The sequence below is a fragment of the Sporomusa malonica genome (assembly GCF_900176355.1).
Taxonomy (GTDB): domain Bacteria; phylum Bacillota; class Negativicutes; order Sporomusales; family Sporomusaceae; genus Sporomusa; species Sporomusa malonica.
In genome coordinates, this window is record NZ_FWXI01000006.1 from 199,948 (window position 1) to 222,425 (window position 22,478).

At 43.7% G+C, this 22,478-nt stretch carries 27 protein-coding genes; 1 reads left to right on the forward strand and 26 read right to left on the reverse strand.

Annotated features, from left to right (window positions below; all coding sequences use genetic code 11):
- Positions 1 to 40 precede the first annotated feature (40 nt).
- The 7 genes from trmFO to folP form a co-directional block, all read right to left on the reverse strand.
- Positions 41 to 1,336 carry a methylenetetrahydrofolate--tRNA-(uracil(54)-C(5))-methyltransferase (FADH(2)-oxidizing) TrmFO gene (gene trmFO, locus B9A22_RS09275; protein ID WP_084575439.1) on the reverse strand — a complete coding sequence of 432 codons (1,296 nt, stop codon included), beginning with the start codon at positions 1,334 to 1,336 and terminating at the stop codon, positions 41 to 43.
- Positions 1,329 to 3,536 carry a type I DNA topoisomerase gene (topA, locus tag B9A22_RS09280; RefSeq protein WP_084575440.1) on the reverse strand — a complete coding sequence of 736 codons (2,208 nt, stop codon included), beginning with the start codon at positions 3,534 to 3,536 and terminating at the stop codon, positions 1,329 to 1,331. The genes trmFO and topA overlap by 8 nt, the downstream gene beginning before the upstream one ends.
- Complete coding sequence (gene dprA / locus B9A22_RS09285; RefSeq protein ID WP_084575441.1) at positions 3,533 to 4,618, reverse strand: DNA-processing protein DprA; 1,086 nt, start codon at positions 4,616 to 4,618, stop codon at positions 3,533 to 3,535. Before dprA ends, topA begins: the two co-directional genes overlap by 4 nt.
- Positions 4,619 to 4,774: 156 nt before the next feature.
- Positions 4,775 to 5,902, reverse strand: a complete 1,128-nt coding sequence (locus tag B9A22_RS09290; protein ID WP_084575442.1) for an MGDG synthase family glycosyltransferase — start codon at positions 5,900 to 5,902, stop codon at positions 4,775 to 4,777.
- Complete coding sequence (gene folK / locus B9A22_RS09295) at positions 5,895 to 6,419, reverse strand: 2-amino-4-hydroxy-6-hydroxymethyldihydropteridine diphosphokinase (RefSeq protein ID WP_084575443.1); 525 nt, start codon at positions 6,417 to 6,419, stop codon at positions 5,895 to 5,897. Before folK ends, B9A22_RS09290 begins: the two co-directional genes overlap by 8 nt.
- Positions 6,416 to 6,784 (reverse strand): dihydroneopterin aldolase, encoded by a 369-nt coding sequence (gene folB, locus B9A22_RS09300; protein ID WP_342747820.1) that lies wholly within the window; start codon positions 6,782 to 6,784, stop codon positions 6,416 to 6,418. The genes folK and folB overlap by 4 nt, the downstream gene beginning before the upstream one ends.
- Before the next feature lie 12 nt (positions 6,785 to 6,796).
- Entirely contained in the window at positions 6,797 to 7,999 is a 1,203-nt protein-coding gene (gene folP, locus B9A22_RS09305) for a dihydropteroate synthase (RefSeq protein ID WP_084575445.1), read from the reverse strand.
- 122 nt (positions 8,000 to 8,121) lie between these two features.
- On the opposite strand from folP, the gene B9A22_RS09310 reads away from it, so the two are divergent.
- On the forward strand, positions 8,122 to 9,174 hold the full coding sequence (locus B9A22_RS09310; RefSeq protein WP_084575446.1) for a nicotinate phosphoribosyltransferase: 1,053 nt from the start codon (positions 8,122 to 8,124) through the stop codon (positions 9,172 to 9,174).
- Between the two features lie 48 nt (positions 9,175 to 9,222).
- Here the strand turns inward: B9A22_RS09310 and B9A22_RS09315 are convergent, their stop codons facing one another.
- The 19 genes from B9A22_RS09315 to ftsY all read right to left on the reverse strand — a co-directional run bounded on the left by B9A22_RS09315 (position 9,223) and on the right by ftsY (position 22,472).
- Positions 9,223 to 10,065: a methyl-accepting chemotaxis protein gene (locus B9A22_RS09315; protein ID WP_245823914.1), complete on the reverse strand. Its 843-nt coding sequence runs from the start codon at positions 10,063 to 10,065 to the stop codon at positions 9,223 to 9,225.
- A 39-nt stretch (positions 10,066 to 10,104) separates the two neighbouring features.
- On the reverse strand, positions 10,105 to 10,863 hold the full coding sequence (locus tag B9A22_RS09320) for a TPM domain-containing protein (protein WP_084575447.1): 759 nt from the start codon (positions 10,861 to 10,863) through the stop codon (positions 10,105 to 10,107).
- A 22-nt stretch (positions 10,864 to 10,885) separates the two neighbouring features.
- Positions 10,886 to 11,440: a LemA family protein gene (locus tag B9A22_RS09325; RefSeq protein ID WP_084575448.1), complete on the reverse strand. Its 555-nt coding sequence runs from the start codon at positions 11,438 to 11,440 to the stop codon at positions 10,886 to 10,888.
- An 89-nt stretch (positions 11,441 to 11,529) separates the two neighbouring features.
- A complete protein-coding gene (locus B9A22_RS09330; RefSeq protein ID WP_084575449.1) occupies positions 11,530 to 13,059 on the reverse strand; it encodes a YifB family Mg chelatase-like AAA ATPase in 1,530 nt (509 codons plus the stop codon).
- Between the two features lie 19 nt (positions 13,060 to 13,078).
- Positions 13,079 to 13,435 (reverse strand): YraN family protein, encoded by a 357-nt coding sequence (locus B9A22_RS09335; RefSeq protein ID WP_084575450.1) that lies wholly within the window; start codon positions 13,433 to 13,435, stop codon positions 13,079 to 13,081.
- A gap of 19 nt (positions 13,436 to 13,454) precedes the next feature.
- The gene (locus B9A22_RS09340; protein WP_084575451.1) at positions 13,455 to 13,754 is read right to left on the reverse strand and encodes an EscU/YscU/HrcU family type III secretion system export apparatus switch protein; all 300 of its coding nucleotides are present in this window, start codon (positions 13,752 to 13,754) and stop codon (positions 13,455 to 13,457) included.
- 23 nt (positions 13,755 to 13,777) lie between these two features.
- Positions 13,778 to 14,563 (reverse strand): ribonuclease HII, encoded by a 786-nt coding sequence (locus B9A22_RS09345; RefSeq protein ID WP_084575452.1) that lies wholly within the window; start codon positions 14,561 to 14,563, stop codon positions 13,778 to 13,780.
- 124 nt (positions 14,564 to 14,687) lie between these two features.
- A complete protein-coding gene (gene ylqF / locus B9A22_RS09350; RefSeq protein ID WP_084575453.1) occupies positions 14,688 to 15,590 on the reverse strand; it encodes a ribosome biogenesis GTPase YlqF in 903 nt (300 codons plus the stop codon).
- A 213-nt stretch (positions 15,591 to 15,803) separates the two neighbouring features.
- Positions 15,804 to 16,331 carry a signal peptidase I gene (gene lepB / locus B9A22_RS09355; protein ID WP_084575454.1) on the reverse strand — a complete coding sequence of 176 codons (528 nt, stop codon included), beginning with the start codon at positions 16,329 to 16,331 and terminating at the stop codon, positions 15,804 to 15,806.
- An 89-nt stretch (positions 16,332 to 16,420) separates the two neighbouring features.
- Positions 16,421 to 16,762 carry a 50S ribosomal protein L19 gene (rplS, locus tag B9A22_RS09360; RefSeq protein ID WP_084575455.1) on the reverse strand — a complete coding sequence of 114 codons (342 nt, stop codon included), beginning with the start codon at positions 16,760 to 16,762 and terminating at the stop codon, positions 16,421 to 16,423.
- 111 nt (positions 16,763 to 16,873) lie between these two features.
- On the reverse strand, positions 16,874 to 17,452 hold the full coding sequence (locus tag B9A22_RS09365) for an RNA methyltransferase (protein ID WP_084575456.1): 579 nt from the start codon (positions 17,450 to 17,452) through the stop codon (positions 16,874 to 16,876).
- Positions 17,453 to 17,454: 2 nt separating this feature from the next.
- The gene (gene trmD, locus B9A22_RS09370; protein ID WP_084575457.1) at positions 17,455 to 18,201 is read right to left on the reverse strand and encodes a tRNA (guanosine(37)-N1)-methyltransferase TrmD; all 747 of its coding nucleotides are present in this window, start codon (positions 18,199 to 18,201) and stop codon (positions 17,455 to 17,457) included.
- Positions 18,202 to 18,213: 12 nt separating this feature from the next.
- A complete protein-coding gene (rimM, locus tag B9A22_RS09375; protein ID WP_084575458.1) occupies positions 18,214 to 18,747 on the reverse strand; it encodes a ribosome maturation factor RimM in 534 nt (177 codons plus the stop codon).
- Positions 18,719 to 19,135 (reverse strand): YlqD family protein, encoded by a 417-nt coding sequence (locus tag B9A22_RS09380; protein ID WP_245823916.1) that lies wholly within the window; start codon positions 19,133 to 19,135, stop codon positions 18,719 to 18,721. The genes rimM and B9A22_RS09380 overlap by 29 nt, the downstream gene beginning before the upstream one ends.
- A gap of 37 nt (positions 19,136 to 19,172) precedes the next feature.
- Positions 19,173 to 19,400: a KH domain-containing protein gene (locus tag B9A22_RS09385; RefSeq protein ID WP_084575459.1), complete on the reverse strand. Its 228-nt coding sequence runs from the start codon at positions 19,398 to 19,400 to the stop codon at positions 19,173 to 19,175.
- A gap of 21 nt (positions 19,401 to 19,421) precedes the next feature.
- Positions 19,422 to 19,703, reverse strand: coding sequence for a 30S ribosomal protein S16 (gene rpsP, locus B9A22_RS09390; protein ID WP_084575460.1), 282 nt, complete (start codon positions 19,701 to 19,703; stop codon positions 19,422 to 19,424).
- A gap of 54 nt (positions 19,704 to 19,757) precedes the next feature.
- Positions 19,758 to 21,098 carry a signal recognition particle protein gene (gene ffh / locus B9A22_RS09395; RefSeq protein WP_084575461.1) on the reverse strand — a complete coding sequence of 447 codons (1,341 nt, stop codon included), beginning with the start codon at positions 21,096 to 21,098 and terminating at the stop codon, positions 19,758 to 19,760.
- 7 nt (positions 21,099 to 21,105) lie between these two features.
- A complete protein-coding gene (gene ylxM, locus B9A22_RS09400; RefSeq protein ID WP_245823918.1) occupies positions 21,106 to 21,474 on the reverse strand; it encodes a YlxM family DNA-binding protein in 369 nt (122 codons plus the stop codon).
- A gap of 80 nt (positions 21,475 to 21,554) precedes the next feature.
- Positions 21,555 to 22,472, reverse strand: a complete 918-nt coding sequence (gene ftsY / locus B9A22_RS09405; RefSeq protein WP_084575462.1) for a signal recognition particle-docking protein FtsY — start codon at positions 22,470 to 22,472, stop codon at positions 21,555 to 21,557.
- Positions 22,473 to 22,478 lie beyond the last annotated feature (6 nt).

A 22,478-nucleotide genomic window follows, 5' to 3' on the forward strand; every position in this document is an offset into this window, starting at 1 on the left:
ACACACTTGAGAAAATTGCGCAACATTATTGTCAAATTATTCAAATAAATTCTTTTAACGTCTCTAGCGCTCTGTCTGCAATGGCCCTGTTTTTGATCTTCTTATCTTTAATCTTATGCCCTAACGGAGGCAACAGACCAAAATTTATATTCATAGGCTGAAAACTAGCCGGATCTGCGTGGGTGATATAGCGGCACAAAGCTCCGTGAGCTGTCTCGTCTGGAAACACCAGTGGCTCCTGATCCCGTACTATCCGGCCGGCATTAATACCAGCTACTAAGCCGCTTGCCGCTGATTCAACATAGCCCTCAACGCCGGTAATCTGGCCAGCAAATAAAATCTGAGGCTGAGCTTTCATCTGTAAGGTAGGAAGTAATGCTTTGGGCGAATTAATAAACGTATTCCGGTGCATTACTCCAAAGCGAACAAATTCCGCATTCCCTAATCCAGGTATAAGGCTGAATACCCGCTGTTGTTCGGGCCACTTGAGGTGGGTTTGAAAACCAACAATATTATAAAGTGTTGCTGCAAGGTTATCCTGTCGGAGTTGAACTACGGCGTATGGCATCTCACCTGTCTCAGGATGTCTCAAACCAACAGGTTTCATTGGTCCAAATCGCATAGTATCAATTCCCCTGGAAGCCATGGCCTCGATAGGCATACAGCCTTCGAATACTACTAACTTTTCGAAATCTTTAGTCGGCGCCGTCTCGGAATGAGTTAGTTCATGCCAAAAAAGTTCATATTGTTCTTTAGTCATCGGGCAGTTGAGGTAGTCATCATCACCCTTGCCATAACGGGAAGCTCGATAAATTATATTCATATCAAGTGATTCACCAGTAACAATTGGCGCAGCCGCATCATAAAAATATAGATAGTCACTACCGGTGAGATTGGCAATGGCGCTGGATAAAGCCGGAGATGTCAACGGACCGGTCGCAATAATTAATGGACGGGCGTCAGGTATATCCAGTAGCTCAACATTTTTAATAGTAATCCGGGGGTGATTGCAGAGAGTCCCTGTAATCATCTGACTAAAATCACTTCGATCGACTGCCAGCGCCCCGCCCGCCGGTACACAGTTAGCATCAGCCGCTTTCATAACCAACGAGTTGAGCTTTCTCATTTCTTCTTTTAAGAGACCAACCGCGTTTTCTATGGCAGCAGCCCTAAGCGAGTTACTACACACCAATTCAGCAAACAGACCGGTATGGTGCGCAAGTGTCATAACCTTAGGACGCATTTCGTATAAATCTACATCTACACCGGCTTCAGCTAGTTGCCAAGCAGCTTCACTGCCGGCCAGACCAGCCCCTAATACAGTAACTTTAGCCACTCTTTTTCCTCCGGTTAGCAGCAGGCTTTTTTGACTTTGCCTGTTCTTCTTTATTATCTGCGTTATTGTCTGCTTTATTAGCTACTTCTTTACCCTCAGATGTCTGCCGGGATGAACATGCTTCATTGCTGCATACTGTAGCAACACCGCCATTTTTGTATTTGTGCCGAATCATGAATGCACCGCATACCTGGCAATTATCCTTCAATGGCATATCCCAGGTATTAAAATCGCACTCTGGGTAGTTTTCACAGCCATAAAAGACACGCCGCCGCTTTGTCTGTCGCTCGACAATTGCACCACTACATTTAGGGCACTTCACCCCAGTGTCTTTTAAAATGGGCTTAGTGTTGCGGCAGGCGGGAAAACCTGGGCAGGCCAAGAAATTTCCATAACGCCCTTGCTTGACGACCATCATCTGTCCACAGTTTTCACAGGGAGTATCAGATACCTCAACAGGCAGTTCAACATGGCCGATAGCTTCTTCTGCAAACGTTAACTCTTTCGCAAAAGGATCATAAAATTGTTCTAAAACACCTAGCCAAGATGCATCACCTTCGGCGATATCATCTAGTTTATCTTCCATTCCAGCAGTGAACTCAACATCAACAATTCTATCAAAATATTGTTTTAGCAGGTCAAGTACAACAAACCCCAGCTCTGTAGGCTGGAATTTTTTATCAATCCGTTCTACATAACCCCGATCAACGATTGTCTCAATTGTTGGAGCATACGTGCTAGGCCGTCCAATTCCTTTTTCCTCAAGTACTTTGACTAACGACGCTTCAGTATAACGTGGCGGCGGTTCAGTAAAGTGCTGCTTAGGGTCGATTTTATACAGTTTCAAAACTTGCCCTGGTGTGAGGACAGGCAAAGAAGTTTCATTATCCAGATCACTGTCAGCGTTTTCTTCTACTTCTTTGCCTTTGCCGATTACGCCACTAAAAGCTGCCAAAAATCCTGGAAACTTTAACTGTGAGCCAGTAGCTTTTAGTTTATAGCGCCCTGCAGTAATCTCTATAGTAAGAGTATCATAGACAGCAGGGGTCATCTGGCTGGCAATAAATCTTTCCCAAATAAGAGTATAGAGCTTTAACTGGTCTTTAGCCAAGTTTTTGCTTATAGCGTCTGGTGGCAAATCCAATGTAGTGGGCCGAACTGCCTCATGAGCATCTTGAGATTTTTTATTTGCGTAAACCGGAGGCTTATCCGGCAAATAATCGAGTCCAAACTTATTTTCAATATAAGTTTTTGCTTCCTGTTGAGCAGTTTCAGATACCCGAGTTGAATCAGTACGCATATAGGTAATGAGACCCACCTGACCAGCACGACCGATATCAAGTCCTTCATACAGCTGTTGGGCAACCATCATAGTTTTACGAGATGTAAACCCAAGTTTGCGGGAGGCTTCTTGCTGCAAACTGCTAGTGGTAAAAGGCGGGTAAGGATTACGCTTCCTTTCCCGTTTTTTAACATCACTAACTACATATTCTGCTTGATTTAACTCGCCAACAATATCTTCAGCCTGAACCTCATTAGTAACATTTAGTTTCTTGCCATCGACTGAAACTAATGCAGCATCAAATACTTTGGAATTAGTCTTTTCTTTGAGTTTGGCGATTATTGTCCAATACTCTTCTGGAATAAAAGCCTGAATCTCTTTTTCTCTGTCGCAGATGAGCCGGACTGCAACTGACTGCACCCGCCCTGCACTAAGACCTTTGCGTACTTTACGCCATAAAAGCGGACTCAGTTTATACCCCACAATCCGGTCAAGTATTCGCCGAGCTTGCTGAGCATAAACCCTAGGTAGGTTGATTGGTCTCGGTTTTTTTACGGCCTGCTGAATAGCAGGTTTAGTAATTTCATTAAATTCAATCCGGCAAGTAGTATTCTCAGGAATATTAAGGATATGGGCTAAGTGCCAGGCAATGGCCTCGCCTTCACGGTCAGGGTCTGTTGCCAGATAGACTGTATCAGCATTTTTGGCAGCTTCTTTCAAGCTTTTTATCAGTTCGCCCTTACCTCTGATGTTAATATATTTCGGTTCAAAACCATGTTCAATATTAACACCAAACTGACTCTTGGGCAGATCACGCAAATGTCCCATAGAGGCTTTAACTGTATAGTTTTTCCCAAGAAATTTTTCTATTGTCTTGGCTTTGGCCGGGGATTCTACCACAACTAGAGCTTTACTCACTCAATTCCCTCCCTGACGGCAGAGGTATAGCGTTGACCGCTATGTTCGACCGTCAAACCCCGTAATGAAAGTTGCAATAATATATATGCAGCCGTTGCCGGCAATACATTCAATTTTGTTACAATTTCTTCAATCCCTATAGGCTCTTCATAATTCAGCAAACTATACACAGCTTGTTCGTCATTAGACAATACAGCCCCTGCTTGGCTAGTCTGCTCAGTTTCCCATCCATACTCTTCTAAAATGTCAGACGCACTGTCAACTAGCTTGGCTCCCTGCTTTATGAGTCTGTTGGCCCCTTTACTACTACCCGAAAAAATACTTCCAGGTACAGCAAAAACGTCCCGCCCCTCTTCTAAGGCAAAGTCAGCTGTGATCAGTGCTCCACTCTTTTCGGCAGCTTCTATTACAATAACCCCGCGCGCCAACCCATTAATAATACGGTTACGCGCCGGAAAGTGGCCTGGATGCGCCATCACACCTGGAGCATACTCGGAGATGACTGCACCTGCTTCAGCAATATGAGCCAACAGTTTGGCATTCTCCGGAGGATAAGAAATATCTACGCCCGACCCCAGAACGGCAATTGTATAACCTTGCTCCATAGCACCTTGATGAGCGGCAGTATCAATTCCTCTGGCAGCCCCGCTGACAACACCTATATGGGCAGCCGCCAAGCCCGAAGCCAGCATACTTGCAGCATTTTTACCATACACCGTAGCTTTACGTGAACCGACAATAGCCACCAGCTTATCATTTGTTGGCAAGCTGCCTCGGTAATATAACACATAAGGTGGATTGAAGGTATTTCGCAATAAAATAGGATAGCTGTCATCTAATAAACTACAGAGGAGTATGCCTTTTTTGAATAACATTTCAGCCAGTCTATGTACATCTATCTTGTCCCGCTGACCAAGTAAATTATTACAAACTGTATTATCAAGACACTTGGATAAAAATAAATCGCCCTGATCAGCTAACCAAGCCTGCCGGGCGCTACTGAAATAATCAACCAAGGCCTTAATGCGTGAACTGCCGATACCTGGCACCATCTGTAGGGCAGCCAAGTAAAATTGTTCCATATCCAGTTCCTCCACATTTAGCTAGCATTGAAAAACCAATAGCATCTAGTGAAATGTTTGGTAAATCTTAATACTAGCAATTATAACTGGGATAAAATCCATAGGTCAAGAGTCCGAGGTCCCAATTTCAGCATTTTTAAGAAATATTTATTTTTTTTAGCAAAAAATTAGTTTTTTAGCAATAATATCTGCTATATCTTTAGCTGCAGTAGGACGGCCAAGTAGAGCCGCCTGCTGGCGCAAGCTGATAAAATCATTATTGCCTTCAAATAATAAATTAACTAAAATAGACTTCAGTTCTGACAATGAATCTGCTCTAACTGCCGCGCTGCTACCTAGTAAATAACGAGTATTGGCTTCTTCCTGGCCAGGTATGGGACGATAAATAACAAGCGGTACTCCCATCGCCAAAGCTTCTGACGCACTCATGCCCCCAGGTTTAGAGATTAATAAATCGGCAATACTCATAAGTTCGTGTACATTATCTACATAGCTTAGCACTTTGACCGGATGCCCAATAACTGATTCGAGCAAAACTAGTTTTCGATACAACTGTTGATTTTTTCCGGCTACAGCTATAAGTTGCACAGGCCTGTCAATTTGAGCGCATAGTTTCAGTATTTCATCCATTGGCAAAACGCCAGCCCCGCCGCCCATAATTAGGATAGTCTTCCGGTCTCGTGTAAGCCCAAGTTTGTCAAGAACTTGATCTTTGTCACTTGGCTGGATGAAGCTATCACTAACTGGTATTCCGGTAATAGCAACAGACGTGGACTCTACACCATGCTGACTTAAGTATTCAGCCATAGCGGAATGAGCTACAAAATAATGGTCAAATTCAGGATATACCCATAGGCGGTGAACAACAAAATCAGTGATAATGGCCGCAGTTGGTACTGTGACCAAACACTTTTTTTTGAGCCAAGCTACCATTCCGGCCGGAGTTGCATGAGTGCATACAATGACTGATGGTTGAATTTTATTAATATAATCTAGCATTCGTCCAGCAAGAACCTGACTAACCAATTCTCGGCCAAATAGTGCCAGATTATTTTGATTGCCCCAACCATACATAGTTCCATAGGCTTGAGGAAAAATATCAAGTATTTTTAAATATGTTTTAAGTATTGTCTGACCAATGGCAGGATGAAAAAAGTCAAATATGTTGCACAATTCAGTGTGGCAGGAGTAGTTGACCTTAAGCATTTGACTAACAGCTTGCGCAGCTCTAATATGACCTGCCCCTATTGGCGCACTAATAAATAAAACTCGATGTTTAACCAATTGCTTTCGCCTGCCAGGAAACTTTTATATTGCCATGTAGGCTAACTTGGCTATCATCGCTAGTTACTTTCAACAGTTCTTGTACCGTTTTACCTCTATATACAATAGAGTTACCTGCAACCTCAGCCAACGGAATTAAAACAAATTTTCTGTCAGGCATACGGGGATGCGGCAGTTCAAGCGTGGCGACAGCTATCTCTATACTATGATAAAGCAAAAGGTCAATATCAATGTTACGGGGACCCCATCGCACTTCCCGGACCCGCCCCATCTCTCGTTCAATTCTGAGACAAACATCGAGCAGTTCTACTGGCGGCAAGTCAGTCGCAATGGCAATGACTGCATTAAGAAAACTAGGCTGATCTTTAAGTCCTACCGGCTCTGTCTCATATAATGAAGATACCTTGTCAATTGAAATATTAGGCTGCTCGCTTAACCGCCTAATTGCATTAGCGATGTTGTCTTCCCTAGTTGTATTATTGCTGATAATATTAGACCCCAGCCCCAAAGCAATCATTGTCCACGTCTCCGTACAGCTTCGACTTCAACATAATCAAGCGCGGCAGCAATTGGTACTGAAGGCTTACGCACCCGCACGGCAACTTCCTCTACAAGAGGGTGCACGCGCAAAACTTCCTCAGCAATATGGTAGGACAAAGCTTCCAAAAGTTGAAAACGTTGATTTTCTACTATATCTTTTGTTTGATTATAAATAGATACATAATCTACAGTTTCCTCAAGCCTGTCACTTTTGCCAGCCTGGCTTAAATCACCTTTCATATCGAGATCAACATAGAAACGCTGTCCTAGTTCTCGTTCAAATTCATATACACCGTGAAAGCCGTAAAACACCATGTTTTTTAAAGATACTCTATGACTCACTATAGTTCCCCCTTACTGATATTTAGCATTTATCATGGCATCAGTCATGCGCGCAATGCGAGCTATGGCTTTTACGTCATGCACTCGGACAATGTTAGCGCCTTTCGTAATTCCTAAGGCTACGGTAGCGCCTGTCCCTTCTACCCGATCGGTGGGTGGTACATCCAGAATTTCGCCGATGAACTTCTTGCGCGACGTACCTAACAGTATCGGACATCCAAGGGACGTAAGCTCGTCAAGCCGAGCCATTACAACAAGATTATCTGACGGCTTTTTGCCAAATCCAATGCCTGGATCAACAATAATTTTATCAGCATTTATGCCAGCTGCCTTACCTATATCAATGCTGTGACGCAAAAAGTCAAGAATATGAGACATAATGTCACGCTGATATGCTGTACCTTCTTGATTATGCATGATGATAACCGGAACATCATATTCGGCAACTATTGCAGCCATTTCTGGGTTAAACTGCAGTCCCCAAATATCATTAATCATATGTGCGCCAGCCTTAAGCGCGGCTCGGGCGACACTGGCTTTATAAGTATCGATTGAAATAGGTACACTAGAAATAGTCAGCACTTTTTCCAGCACAGGCATCAGCCTGTCTAACTCTTCTTCGTCCGAAATCTTCTCCGAGCCGTACGGTCTGGTAGATTCAGCGCCAATATCAATAATATCGGCACCATCTTTAATCATCTGCTCAGCATGCTTTAGCGCCGCATCAAGATTATTAAACCTTCCGCCATCTGAAAACGAGTCTGGCGTAAAGTTTAAAATGCCCATAACCAACGTTTTTTCCGGAGTGATAGATAATGTATGCGCTCCTAACTCATAGGTTCGCTGTGGAAACTTTTCGTCAGCCGCTATGACTGCTTCTAATTCTTCAGCCAGTTTTTTCAGGCCCCATGGCTGGACTTTAAGTTGCGGGATGCATTGTTTAAAATGCTTTAAGCTACCGCTTAACAGCACATCGGTATATTGGTCACTAAAGTCTGCCGCTCCCCGCGATACTGACGCCTCACCGCCCTTAGAAAGAAAAGTCTGCTTGAGAATAAGCGACGCTTTACTTAATACGTTTTCCACTTTTATTGTCTTATACACGGCCTTATTGGCCATAATAGCCGCCCCAGCAATGTCACAATTTACTTTTCCCAGTTCTTTTCGAGCCTGATCCTGATTTTTTATCTCAATTACTCGCATATTATATTGCATTAGTGTCCTCCCCTATTGCGACAAAATATAATTTTATTGTATCATAAAATTATGTAGAATAAAGATTATTATGCAAATTTCAGAAATTTATCATTAGATTTGCAATATCTAGGAGGCCTGTAATGAAACAACGTCTATCACCTGACCTTTTCTCGATCCCAGTTGAGCAAATAAAAAACGGCTATTTCAGCGACAGTTATTTCTTACGTACCCAGGAAATCTTGGTGAAAGATAACCACCACCCGAGAGTTCTAATGCAAGTCTTTCAGCGCCAGCATGCAATCGTATGCGGTGTTGATGAAGCCATCGCCATTATAAAAAAATGCGCTCATAACCCTGATAATTTAATTATTCATGCATTGCATGACGGTGATCGTATTGAGCCATGGGAAACTGTGATGACAATCGAGGGCGATTTGGCGAACTTTTCGCATTTAGAGACAGTTTATTTAGGAGCGTTATCCCGCCAAACTAAGATTGCAACCAATGTACATAAAGTAGTTAAAGCAGCAAATGGCAAGCCGGTGCTATTCTTTCCTTCCCGATTTGACCATTATGCCGTCCAGGCATCTGACGGTTATGCTGCACATATTGGGGGTGTCTATGGTGTATCCACTCCCGCTAATGGTTCCCTCTGGGGCGCGGATGCGCTTGGCACCATCCCACATGCTTTAATTGCGGCTTACGGCGGCGACACAGTCCGGGCATCAAAAGCCTTTGACACTCATATTGATCCGCAGGTAAACCGGGTAGCACTTGTCGATTTTTCTAATGACTGTGTAGGAACATCTTTGGCAGTAGCCAGAGAAATGGGGAATAAGCTGTGGGCAGTTCGCCTCGATACTGCCGATAATCTTGTTGATTTATCAGTATTGCCACATATGGGTACATTTAAACCAACTGGTGTCTGTCCACAGTTGGTTAGCAATGTACGTCAAGCCCTTGACCGCGAAGGGTTTGGTCATGTAAAAATAATGGTGTCAGGTGGGTTTACTGCAGAGCGAATACAGCAATTTGAAACGGCTAACCTGCCTGTTGATGTTTATGCTGTTGGCAGCAGTTTATATAATGACAATATTAACTTCACTGCAGACATTGTTATGGTAGACGGTCAGCCAAGTGCTAAAGTTGGTCGAAGTTATCGGCCTAATTCGCGGTTGACATTGGTAGAATAAGGACTATAAAAAAAGTGAAACAACCGGTTCAAGGTTGTTTCACTTTTTTTATTTGTTATTTAAGTTAGATGCTAAATTAGCAAGTTGCTCAGACATAGCCATCAGCATTTGACTGTGTGCAGTCAGGTCTTGAATAGTGTTCGCCTGGTGCTCGGTAACCGAATCAATTTGGGTTATCTCAGTACTAATTTTTTCAATTGATAGTTTAATATTATTGAGAATTGTAGTAATTTGAGTTGCTGAACCGGCGCTGTTGGTAGCTAGCTTACGCACTTCTTCGGCTACTACGCCAAACCCCCTGCCCATCTCACCAACTCTAGCTGCTTCAATTGCAGCGTTTAGTCCTAATAGGTTTGTTTGACTAGCAACGTTTTTAATAAATCCGACAACTGAATCAGTGTCTGCAACCTCTTTATTCGCTGCAGTTGATAAGTCCTTGAGAAATCGACTGCTTGCTGCCAACTCTTCAGCCTGAGCCAAAATGGACTGGATGGAAGAAGACATGTGTGTCGCCGAATTAGATAACTGTTTAGCAGCAGTGGCTAGCAACTCTTGCCGTTCCAGTGACTCGTGGACAGCTACCGCTCCAATAATTTCCCCCTGATCGTTAAATACAGGTAGGCTGATAGCTATATAGGGAATACCGTAAACTTCGCTGCTAACTTCAACAACTACTCGCTGTTTCTGCTGCATTGCTTTATAAGCAGCAGATCCTGGTTTGAGTAGCTCACCAACAACTACTTGGCCTTCGAGTTCAGGTATAGAATGAGACACCAACCACTTTTCTCGGTTACTAACCACCACACCTACTTTGCCGTTTACTAGCTGTGGAATATAGTTAGCAACCTTGGCAAAACAGTCCAACACCGAAATTTCTGCCACGAAAATCACTTCCTTTGCTCCTACAATTGCTATAAACTTTAACCATTGCTACCATTTCCGGCTGGAACCACCGCCGCCGCCTGAACCGCCACCGTAGCCGCCGCCCCCACTTCCACCACCACCGCGGAATCGTAAAAGTGAAAGAATAAGATACGTGATACTGCCGCCAAGAAACAGCCAGTCAAAAATAAGCAGCGCCAATACACCAGCTGCTAATGCAAATTGCGCCCACCATGGCAGAGTATCCCACCACGATTGATTAGCTGAAGAACGAGTCTTAGACGGTTTGGCATCGGTGCTTATATCTAGATTATACTCTTTAGCGGTTATACTAACTAATGCCTGATAGCCATTCCAGATACCTTTATTATAATCATTGGTGGCAAAATACGGTATCATATAGTCATCTTGAATAGCGCCGGTCCTGGCGTCATTAAGCGCCCCTTCTAAACCATAGCCTACTTCTATTCGTGACTGTCGGTCATTCACGGCAACCAACACCAACACACCATTATTTAGTTGCTTATCTCCGATCCCCCATCTTCTAAGCACTTCTAGGGCATACTCATCCAAAGCTGCTCCTTCGAGTGACTTGACTGTCAGCACTACAATCTGCGCTTTAGTCTTCGCAGCCAACTTACTGCCTAAACTATTGATTTTACTCTTAGTCTCCGAATCCAATACTCCGGCGTGGTCTTGGACATATATGCCATGCGTCGGTGCCGGAGGAATTTGGGGCTGAGCCAATACAGCACCTGCTAGTAATAGATAGATTACTAAAACTAGCCAAGCCAGCCTTTTATTCATAAGTTATCCCCTCGCTTGGCAATCAGAATTTAACCTGGGGAACTTGTTTCGCACCTTCGTCTGCTTTGAAGTATTCTTTGGGCCCAAATCCCATCATGCCGGCAAACAAACTTGTCGGCAGCGCACGTATTTTTACATTGTATCCTTGAACTGCATCGTTATAGTCTTTACGCGCTACAGCAATCCGATTTTCAGTGCCACTAAGCTCATCCATAAGCGCTCGGAAATTCTTGTCTGCCTTAAGGTTCGGATAGTTTTCAGCAACAACCAAAAGTCTGCTGAGCGCTGAGTTTAGATCGCTATTGGCCTGTGCCTTACCTACTGGCCCCTGTGCTCCTGCCAGCTTGGCACGCGCATCCGCAACTGCTTGAATAGCTTGTTGTTCATGTGCGGCATATCCTTTTACGGTATTAACTAAGTTGGGAATTAAATCAGCCCGCCGTTGCAGCTGGTTTTCAATCTGGCTCCATTTGCCATTAACATTTTCATTCATACTAACCAATGTGTTGTAACTAAACATAGCGCTTACCAGTAATGCCCCAACTATGGCGATAACAATCCATATTGACTTGTTCACGTAGAAAACCTCCTTTTGTATTTTGAAGAAAGAAAACTTCTTATTTATAATATCTAACAGATTTGAATATATCATTAAGCATTAGGTAATTATTTCCTGGAAATAATTTGAAAATCACTACGAAATTGAATGGCTTCGGCAATATGTGTTGCTTCAATTTGTGCCGTCCCGCTCAAATCAGCAATCGTCTGAGCCACTTTTATTATCCTATCATAGCCACGGGCGCTTAGATTCATCCGGGTAAAAGCTTGCTTAAGCAGGTGTACAGCATCAGGCTTTAGATGACACAGACTTTTTATATGTTTGTGTTGCATTTGCGCATTGGCATAGAGCCCGAACCCTTTAAGACGTTCATGTTGAATAAGTCTTGCAACCTCTACCCTCCGTCTGATAATAGCAGACGGTTCCTGCGGTGTATTTTTTACTAAATCATTATACTCAAGGCGCGGGACATGGATTGTTATATCAAGTCGGTCAAGTAAAGGTCCTGAAATCTTTTTCTGGTAACGGCGTATATCGCTTGGTGTGCAAGAGCATTCCCTAGACGGGTCCGAAGAAAATCCGCACGGACACGGATTTAATGCTGCGATAAGCATTAGCTTTGAAGGGTAAGATAAAGTAGCGTTAACTCGAGAAATGGTAACCTCGCCATCCTCAAGCGGCTGACGCAGTACCTCCAGCACTGTTCGAGGAAATTCAGGCAACTCGTCTAAGAACAGTACACCGTTATGGCTTAAAGTAACTTCCCCCGGCCTTGGTATACTTCCTCCACCAATCATACCTGCCACTGACACCGTATGATGCGGACTGCGAAAGGGTCTATCGGTAACTAAGCCAATATTATTCTTAAGCATCCCAGCAACACTATAGATTTTTGTTACTTCGAGTGATTCTTGCGGTGTCATATCGGGCAGTATTGATGGTATACGCCTGGCAAGCATTGTTTTTCCCGAACCCGGGGGGCCAACCATCATGACATTGTGAAAGCCGGCAGCGGCAATCTCAAGCGCCCGTTTGGCTACAATCTGCCCCTGCACATCAGCGAAATCAAGCGTTGAATCAACAAATTGGGATTCCGGCAAACGTGGAACTACAGGGGACAGTAACTTCTCACTTGAAAGATGGGCAATTACCTGAGCTAATGATTCCGGTGCATAAACTGTTAGGTGCCCGGCCAGTACAGCTTCCTGGGCGTTTTCTGGAGCCACAATCATTTCTGCTATATTGTATTGAGGGCAGTTAGCCGCCATTGACAATATGCCTGATATTCCCCGCAGCCTGCCCTCTAATGAAAGTTCTCCGGCAAATACCTGGCTCCGGCAATTCGTCGGATTAACCTGGCCACTTGCTGCTAGTATGCCTACAGCTATAGGCAAGTCTAGGCCTGAACTATCTTTTTTAATATCGGCAGGAGCCAAATTCACGGTAATGCGGCGGGCTGGAAACTCAAATCCACAGTTCTTAATGGCTGCGCGTACACGTTCCCGCGATTCACGCACAGCAGTGTCAGGCAATCCCACTATATCCAGGCTGGGAATACCATTAGCAATATCCACCTCAACTGTGATTAATACACCATTTAGCCCTAACGTAGTTGATCCAAAAGTTTGTGCAAACACTGGCTACCCCCGCAGCTGCTTAGCTGCCAAACGCATTTATAATATGATTACAATGAATAGTACCCCGCAGCAAGTATATTTCAAGAATATCAAATCTGCAGGCTATATCAGTAAGCCCACGCTGATTTAAAAAGCACAGTGCCGTATTTATTATCTTCTGTTGCTTTCTAAAATTGACTGCTTCAGCCGGAAGCCCGTATACAGTCGAACGCCTAGTCTTAACTTCGACAAAAACCAAGTATTCTTTATCTTTCGCTATGATATCTATTTCCCCAGTTTTAGCGCGAAATTTAGTAGCGATGATCTTATAGCCCTGCTTACTCAAATATCTTGCAGCAGATTGTTCTCCTTTATCCCCGACCTCAATATGATTCATTGTATCCTCCACAGCCCGCTTATTTAGACCTTTTCCCAACTTGCTGATCCAAACGGTAAATATAGGCCAAAACCTCAGCCACCGCTTGGTATAGCTCAGGCGGTACTTCACGATCTAATTCAACGGCCATCAACATACCTGTGAGCGTTTTATTCTGATAAATGGGAATTCCATGCTCTTTGGCCAGATTTAGAATTTTGCTAGCGGTAAAGCCGATTCCTTTTGCTACTACTTTAGGCGCTTTATTCTCATGTTCGTCATACGTGATCGCAACTGCTTTAGATATTTTATCACGCTCTGGATCAGACACATTTATCATCCCCTTAGTGGCCAAACAGTTGTTTATCTATCAGATATATCAGCAGCCTTAACCGGAGCAAAGCTCCGGCGATGGTATGGGCATGGTCCATATCTCGCAAGCGCTTCCATATGTTCTTGTGTCCCATATCCTTTATGGCGGATAAACCCATACATTGGGTACATGGAATCAAGCTCATTCATTATTTGATCCCGTTCTACTTTAGCAATAATAGACGCGGCTGCAATTGAAGCACTAACCTGATCACCACCAATAATAGCTTGATGTGGTACAACAAGCTTAGGTAATGGAACCGCGTCAACAAGTACAGCTTGAGGCGCCGGAGACAGGCTGGAGATAGCACTGTACATACCACCAATAGTAGCTTGGTAGATATTAATATCATCAATTGTCTCAACACTCACAACACAACTTTTTACAGCAATTGCCGCATTTTTTATTTCTTGATATAGCCGTTCACGCTGTATGGCTGTAAGTTTTTTCGAATCATTTAAACCTGGCAAATAACATTCAAGTGGCAAAATAACAGCAGCAACCAACACTGGACCTGCTAATGGGCCGCGCCCGGCTTCGTCAACGCCTGCCACCAGATTATGGCCTTTTGTTTTTAATTGACGCTCGTATTCATATAACGCCTGAATACGCGCCCACTCTCGCTGAGCATTCTGGCGTCGGGCTTCCCACTTATCGACAAGACGTTTTACTGAGAGACGGGCATCGATCTTAAGCCGATTTATTATATGTAATGAAATATCCTGCTGCGATAATAACGCCGTAATCTGCGCGACTGTCATCTGTGTTGTATCCAAGAAATTACTACCTCCAAATTCAGATGCTTTAGGTATTCTTGATAAACACCACAAATCCTGCCTATTTTAAGCAAAAGAATAGAACGGCTATCAAATTGTAGCCGTTCTTTCTATGTTCTATATATCAAAAATGTCTTTCTGTTGTTGGTGTCAGGTCAGATTCCTTAATTTCTAGTTGATCAGGGGTGTCCAGTGTAAACTGACCAAGTTTGTTTGAGCGAAAATCAGTGAGAATGATCCTTCTGGCCTTTTCATAGTCTACTGCACCACCGCTTCTTAAGCAACCCCGCTTGGAACCGATTAGTTCCAATAGTTCGACTATATCTTCAGGTAATTGGTCCTGGGTTAATTTATATCGTTCGCGCAGGCGATCACTATAGTTTTCTCTAAGTATCCCTAAAAGTTTTAAGATGACTTTCTCCATATCATATATATCATCTTTAATTGCACCAGTTACAGCTAATTTGAAAGCAACTTCTTGATCATCCATCTTGGGCCACAGTACACCAGGAGTGTCCAATAATTCAAGGTTCTTACCAACTTTTAGCCACTGCTGACCACGGGTTACTCCAGGCCTATCTCCGGTTTTAGCTGTTGCTGTGCCTAATAACCGGTTAATGAGTGAGGATTTACCTACATTGGGAATACCTAAAATCATAGCCCTTACAGGTCGTCCTTTTATTCCTTTAGCCGCAAGTTTGGCAATTTTTTCGCTAGCCTCTTGTTCAACCTTATTCACCAGTTCTTTAGAACCCTTGCCACTGGCAGCGTCCAAAGTGACTGTAGTAAAGCCCATCCCCCGGAAATGCTGAATCCACTCAGCGGTACGCGCCGGTTCGGCTAAATCTGACTTGTTAAGAGCCACTACCTTAGGCTTGGCACCGACAAGCTCGGAAATAATGGGATTCGCACTACTTATGGGAATACGAGCATCTAATAGTTCAATCACTACATCAATAAGTTTTAGCTGCGCGCTAATCATACGCTGGGCTTTGGCCATATGGCCAGGAAACCAGTGAATGTGCATTGAGTCACACTCCTTAATAAAGTAAACACGGCTTGCGCCGAGCCTTTGGCGAAAGCGGAAGCCGATGTTGCCCTTATCCTGTAGGAAAGTTATACTTTCCTACAGGATAAAGAAAACTTGGCTTTTGCCAAGTCCTTAGGACGAAGGTAAAAGCCTTAGATTTTCTTATCCTCTTTCTTACAGGGCTAAGAAACCGAATATTATAGTGTATAGTTACGGCAACGTTTTTATGTGGTCAAGCGGCCAAAAAATTGTAACCGCTTTTCCTTTGATTAACTCCAGCGGCACAAAACCAACATCTTTAAAACGGCTGTCTTCGGAATTATTACGATTGTCACCCATTACATAGATGTGCCCCTCTGGAACCGTAGATGCCGGATATGAGCCTCGGGTACGCTCCAATATGTATGACTCATTTAAAAGCTGTCCATTAAGAAAAACTCTGCCATCTTTTATCTCGACAGTATCCCCGGCTACTGCGATTACCCGCTTAATAAAATCGCGGCTGGGATCGCGGGGATATCGAAATACCAGCACCTCACCCCGTTCGGGAGTCTTAAACCGATAAATAAACTTATTAACAATAAGCCGTTCGCCGTTTACCAGCGTTGGCCTCATAGACGGCCCTTCGACCATATATAGTTCTACAATAAAATACCGGATAAAAAACGCCAAAACGATGGCTATGAGAATCGATATTATCCAGTCTTTTATTTCTTCGCCTAAGTTGGTATTACTCACAGCCTTCCTCCTTCCGGAATAGGGATCGTTCACCCCTGTGAGAGATATGAAGAAAAGGGACTGAAATCAGTCCCTGAACACATCGGGTTTTAGCGTTTTTCCTTGATACGTGCTGCCTTACCAGTAAGGTTGCGCAGATAGTAAAGCTTAGCTCTGCGAACAATACCACGGCGCATTACTTCAATTTTTTCAATACGTGGAGAATGTACTGGGAATGTACGTTCTACACCTACATTGTAGGAAACGCGTCTTACTGTGAAAGTTTCGCGAACACCGCCGCCTTGACGGTTAATTACTACACCTTCAAAAACCTGAATACGTTCGCGGCTACCCTCAACAACCTTTACATGCACGCGCACTGTGTCGCCTGGCTTGAAGGACGGGATATCCTGCCGCAGTTGTTCTTGCTCCAAAATTTGAATAATATTCACTTATTTTCCTCCTTATATCAGACGTTCATACCATGATGCAGAGGACCGTCCGTATTACACAAAAAGTATTATACCACATATTCCCCAGTAACTCAAATTAAAATGCTGTATTTAAGCATTTTCCCACCAATATTCGCCTAACAGACGATCAAGAATGATTGCTACTGCTGCACGAACAGGTAAATGATTGTAGCTTCCTGGTCCATAGATAGGTTCTAGTATATAATCAAACTGCTTCATTACTGAATTTTCCATGCCCCAGCCGGTACCAAACAAGAGCAGGCAAGGTCTGCCGGTATCACTTATTTCTTGCCGAAGCCTGACATAAGAAACCGTATTTGCATACTTACGTGCATCAGTAGTGACAATCAGGGGTTTTGCACCTTCTCTGGCCGTAATATAATCAACTGCTGTAGCAATATCTGGGATAACCTCCACTATACTCAACGCTTCCTTGCGGTCAGGATTATACTGTCCGCCATAGCCATCCTGCCAGTAACTGATAATCTCCTCAGCCAAAGCCTTTTGGGTATCAAGTGGATGAATAACAAAATATTTCAGCAAGTCATATGTTCGGGCCGTACGGGCAATATCATGGATATCAAAATTAGTAATAGCGGTCGTAACTATCTCATTATTTTTATTATAAATGGGGTAATGTACTAACCCTAAATATACAGGCAATGCCATATTCAGCCTCCGGCCTGCTCAGACTTTATTTCCTCTAGCAGCTTATAATCTTGGGAGCTTAATTCAACCTTATCCATCAAGTCAGGTCGACGCTCCAGTGTTGCCTTAAGTGATTCTTTCTGCCGCCATTTTTCAATTTTGGCATGATCACCTGAAAGTAGTATTTCAGGCACTTCCCAGCCGTTAAACTCTCGCGGCCTGGTATACTGCGGGTATTCCAGCAACCCGTTATAGAAGGAGTCCTGCTGTGCTCCGTCATCGGCACCAAGCACTCCCGGAATCATACGCGCTACTGCATCGGTAATGACCATCGCAGGCAGTTCTCCACCTGTCAGCACATAATCACCAATTGAAATAGCCTCATGGACTACATGCTCGCGTATCCTCGCATCGATACCTTCATAATGACCACAGACAAATATAAGCTGCTCATACCCGGCAAGCTCCCGAGCTTTAGCTTGATCAAAAACCTGTCCACTTGGGCACATCAGAATGATCCGCTTACGAGAGGCACTGCTCGCACTCACTACGCTTTCCACAGCACGGAATATAGGATCTGGTTTCATGACCATACCTGACCCGCCACCAAAAGGACAGTCATCTACGATATGATGCTTGTCATATGTAAAATCCCGGGGATTGGTTACTTGGACAGATATAAGCCCTCGGCTCTGCGCCCGTTTTAGAATACTATGTCCTAGTGGACCGGTAAACATCTCCGGAAACAGCGAAATAATATCAATACGCATAAATGCCCTCTGTTAGTCCATTTCTTCCTGAAGTTTTACCACCATCTGCTTGCCGGCAATATCAATTTTCTTAACAACGTCTTTAATAGCCGGTAGCAGCAGTTCTCGTTTGTCAGGCTGCTCAACAACATACACATCATTGCTGCCTGGCTGCAACACATCGGTTATCACGCCTAGCGGCTCACCATCTTCAGTAAATACGTTGAGGCCGATAATATCGAAAACATAGTATTGTCCTTCAGGCAGTTTAACTGCATCTTTCCGCCCAATTTTAATCAGTTTACCACTCAAGCGCGCGGCGTCATCCATAGTATCAATTCCGGCAAATTTGAGTAAGATAAACTTTTTGTGCGGTCTGGCTGACTCTAGTTGGAGTTGCCCAACATCATCAACAAAAACTGCTTTAAGGTCATGGAATCGATCAGGGAAATCAGTAAGCGGGAATATACGAACGTCACCCCGCACACCGTGCGGGGCAACAATTTTACCGATGGTTATCAAATCTTTTTCAGGCATATTAGCTACGGAAAGCAACGATTTTGCCATCTTCCAGCAAAATCTCTGTTGCCATCAGCTTGTGGAGGTCATCACCAACACTTACTGCAACGACTCGATCCATAGTACCCTGAACGATTTCCGCACCGATTTCCAGTTGTGCTGTTTCTTTTAGTTTTTCCAGCATATGATTTTTAAACTCAAAACGCTTTTGACGTTCGGCGTCAATCTGTTGACGTAAGCCTACAAGTCCTTGGGCGTCTTGTTTTGCCTGTTCAGACATCATGCGCTTGGCATGAAATTCGATTTGCTGAAGTTCTAAATCAGCTTTCTTGATGGCTTCCTGAATTTCAGCCGCCAATTGGGCTTTAAGATCTTCTGTTACTTTAGCCTTAATGGTCACCGGACACTTAATTGTCAAGTTCTCAATGCTAGCCATAAGTTCCACCCCTTCGGTTGTCAGATTAACAGCTTAATTATAGTATTTCCACCATTACTCGTTTGTTTTCCCGGGTGGCGGCAGCTTTAACCACAGTGCGGATCGCTTTGGCAATACGGCCTTGTTTGCCAATTATCTTCCCCATATCTTCAGAGGCCACATGCAGTTCATAGACTGTACCCGAATTATCGGTTGTCTCATTAACATTGACTTGTTCCGGATTTTTCACTAACGCTTTGGCGATAACTTCGACTAGTTCTTTCATGTAGTTATCTCGCCTCGTTTCTTACGCTTCTTTCTTCGAGCGCTTTACTTCATCCCATTTTTTCAGGATGCCGGTTTTGCTGAGCAGATTTTTAACAGTATCAGTAGGTTGAGCGCCTTTTTGCAGCCACTCAATGGCTTTTTCCTCGTCAATCTTGATAACTGCTGGTTCAGTAGTAGAGTCGTAATGACCCAGATTTTCAATAAAGCGTCCGTCACGCGGCGAACGAGAATCAGATACTACTACACGGTAAAAAGGACGTTTTTTTGCGCCCATACGTTTTAAGCGAATTTTTACTGCCATTATTAAGTCACCTCCTTCACAAAGTATCTAACCAATTTAATTTATTTGAGATAATTAGGACATAAAGGGAAGCTTAAAGCTAGGTTTTTTACCGCTTTTTTGCATTTCCTGGATGCGCTTCATCATCTTTTTGGCTTCACCAAACTGTTTTAGTAACCTATTGACATCTTGAACCCGTGTGCCACTGCCAAGAGCAATCCGTTTTCGCCGACTGCCATTAATAATTGATGGGTCACGGCGCTCTTTTGCTGTCATTGAGCGGATAATAGCAATGATATGTTTGACTTCTTTATCATCGATATCCATCCCCTGAAGCTGTTTAAGCTTGCCCATACCAGGCAGCATGCCCAAAATTTGATCTAGTGGCCCTAATTTACGGACTTGTTCAATCTGTTCTAGGAAATCATCTAACGTAAAATCTTCTTTACGAAGTTTTTTCTGCATTTCCTGGGCTTTTTCGAGGTTGATGGCAGACTCAGCCTTTTCAATAAGACTTAGTACATCACCCATACCCAAAATGCGCGATGCCATACGATCAGGATGGAAAGGCTCCAAAGCATCTAGTTTCTCGCCCATGCCGGCAAACTTTATTGGTTGGCCAGTAACAGCTTTGATCGAGAGCGCTGCACCACCACGGGCATCACCATCAAGCTTAGTTAGGATAACACCATCAAGGCCAAGGTCTTTGTTAAAGGTCTCGGCAACATTGACTGCGTCCTGACCAGTCATCGCATCAACTACCAGCAATATTTCATGCGGCTTGACTGTCTGCTTTATGGATTTGAGCTCATTCATGAGCTCTTCATTAATATGCAGGCGGCCAGCGGTGTCAATAATCACTATATCACGAGCCATCATTAGCGCCTGGTCAACGGCTTTCTTGGCTATGTTAACCGGGTTTTCCTGCCCCATAGTGAACACTGGAATCTCAAGTTTTTCACCCAAAACCTCCAACTGTTTTATAGCCGCAGGGCGATAAATATCAGCAGCTACCATGAGTGGGCGTTTACCTTGACGTTTTAACAGATGTGCCAGTTTACCAGCTGTTGTGGTCTTACCTGCACCCTGGAGACCAACCAGCATAATGACTGTTGGTGGGCGGGAGGCAATGGCGATACGGCTTTGTGTACCGCCCATTAAGTTGGTAAGTTCCTCATTTACAATCTTTATAACATGCTGTGCGGGTGTTAGGCTTTCTAGCACTTCCTGACCTATTGCCCGCTCTTTAATTTTGGCTACTAAATCCTTTACTACTTTAAAGTTAACATCGGCCTCTAAGAGAGCCATCCTCACCTCTTTAAGGGCCTCAGTAACATCACTTTCCGACAGCTTGCCTCTTCCCCGTAACTTCTTAAAAGTCTGCTGAAGCTTATCGGCTAAACTTTCAAAAACCATATATATGTCACACCTCCCGGGTGTCTTCTAACAAAGAACTTAACTTAATTAATGCTTGATCTAACTTAGGCAATTGCCGTACACTTGGCGGCAATTGTTCCAAACTCTCGATAATTTCAGCAAGCAGTTTGCGCTCATCGCTATAGCGTGCGGCTAATCCCAGCTTTTCTTCATATTCTTCAAGTGTCTGTTCGGCCCTACGCAAAATGTCATGTACCGCTTGGCGTGTTACGCCGAATTCGTCGGCGATCTCTGCCAGCGATAAATCCTGTAGATAGTGCATATTGAGACAGTCACGCTGCTTATCGGTTAAAAGTGCATTATAAAAGTCGTAAAGCTGCCCCACTCTCAACACTTTATTCAACATGCGATCCATACATTCACCTGCTTAAGTGGCAAGGAAAATTCCTTTACACCACAGATTATATCTGAAACAGAATGCCGTGTCAAGTAAATTTACTTGTCGGCAAACAAAGCAGCTGCAAATTCAGCAGGATCAAAAGGTCGAAGGTCATTGACCCCTTCTCCCACACCTACCCATTTAACAGGCAGATTAAGTTCATTTTTAATAGCAATTACCACCCCGCCTTTAGCCGTACCGTCTAGTTTAGTCAACACTACACCAGAAAGTTTAACAGCATCACCGAACAATTTGGCTTGATTAATGGCATTCTGACCGGTAGTAGCGTCAAGCACTAATAAAGTCTCGTGCGGTGCATCCGGTATTTCCTTGGCTATTACTCTGTTAATCTTCTTTAGCTCTTCCATTAAGTTAGATTTAGTATGCAGGCGTCCGGCTGTATCAATAATAACTATATCCGCTCTACGGGCCTTGGCAGCCTGTACAGCATCAAAAGCCACTGCTGCCGGATCAGAGCCTTCAGCATGCTTAATAACTTCAGTATTTGTCCGTTGTCCCCAGATTTCGAGCTGATCAATAGCGGCTGCCCGAAAGGTGTCACCAGCAGCAATAAGTACTTTTTTCCCAGCTTCATGATAATAGCTGGCTAGCTTACCAATAGTAGTTGTTTTCCCAACCCCGTTCACGCCAACGATCAACATTACTACCGGCGGTTCATGGATATCTTGTTCAACTTGGGGTTCTCGAAGCAGCATAACACTGATTTTAGCTTGTAAAAAGGGCTTTAAATCCTCAGGATAATTAATCTCTTTGCTTTTAATACCACTACGAATTTCAGTCATTAGTTTAGCAGTAGTTGACACACCGACATCTGCCGATAGCAGTACAGCCTCTAAATCATCCAAAAACTCGTCATCAATGGTTGCATAACCGATAACCAACTGCTCAATCTTTTCAGTAAAACTTTTTCTGGTTTTTTCCAAACCAGCTTTCAACTTATCAAAAAATCCCATTACTAT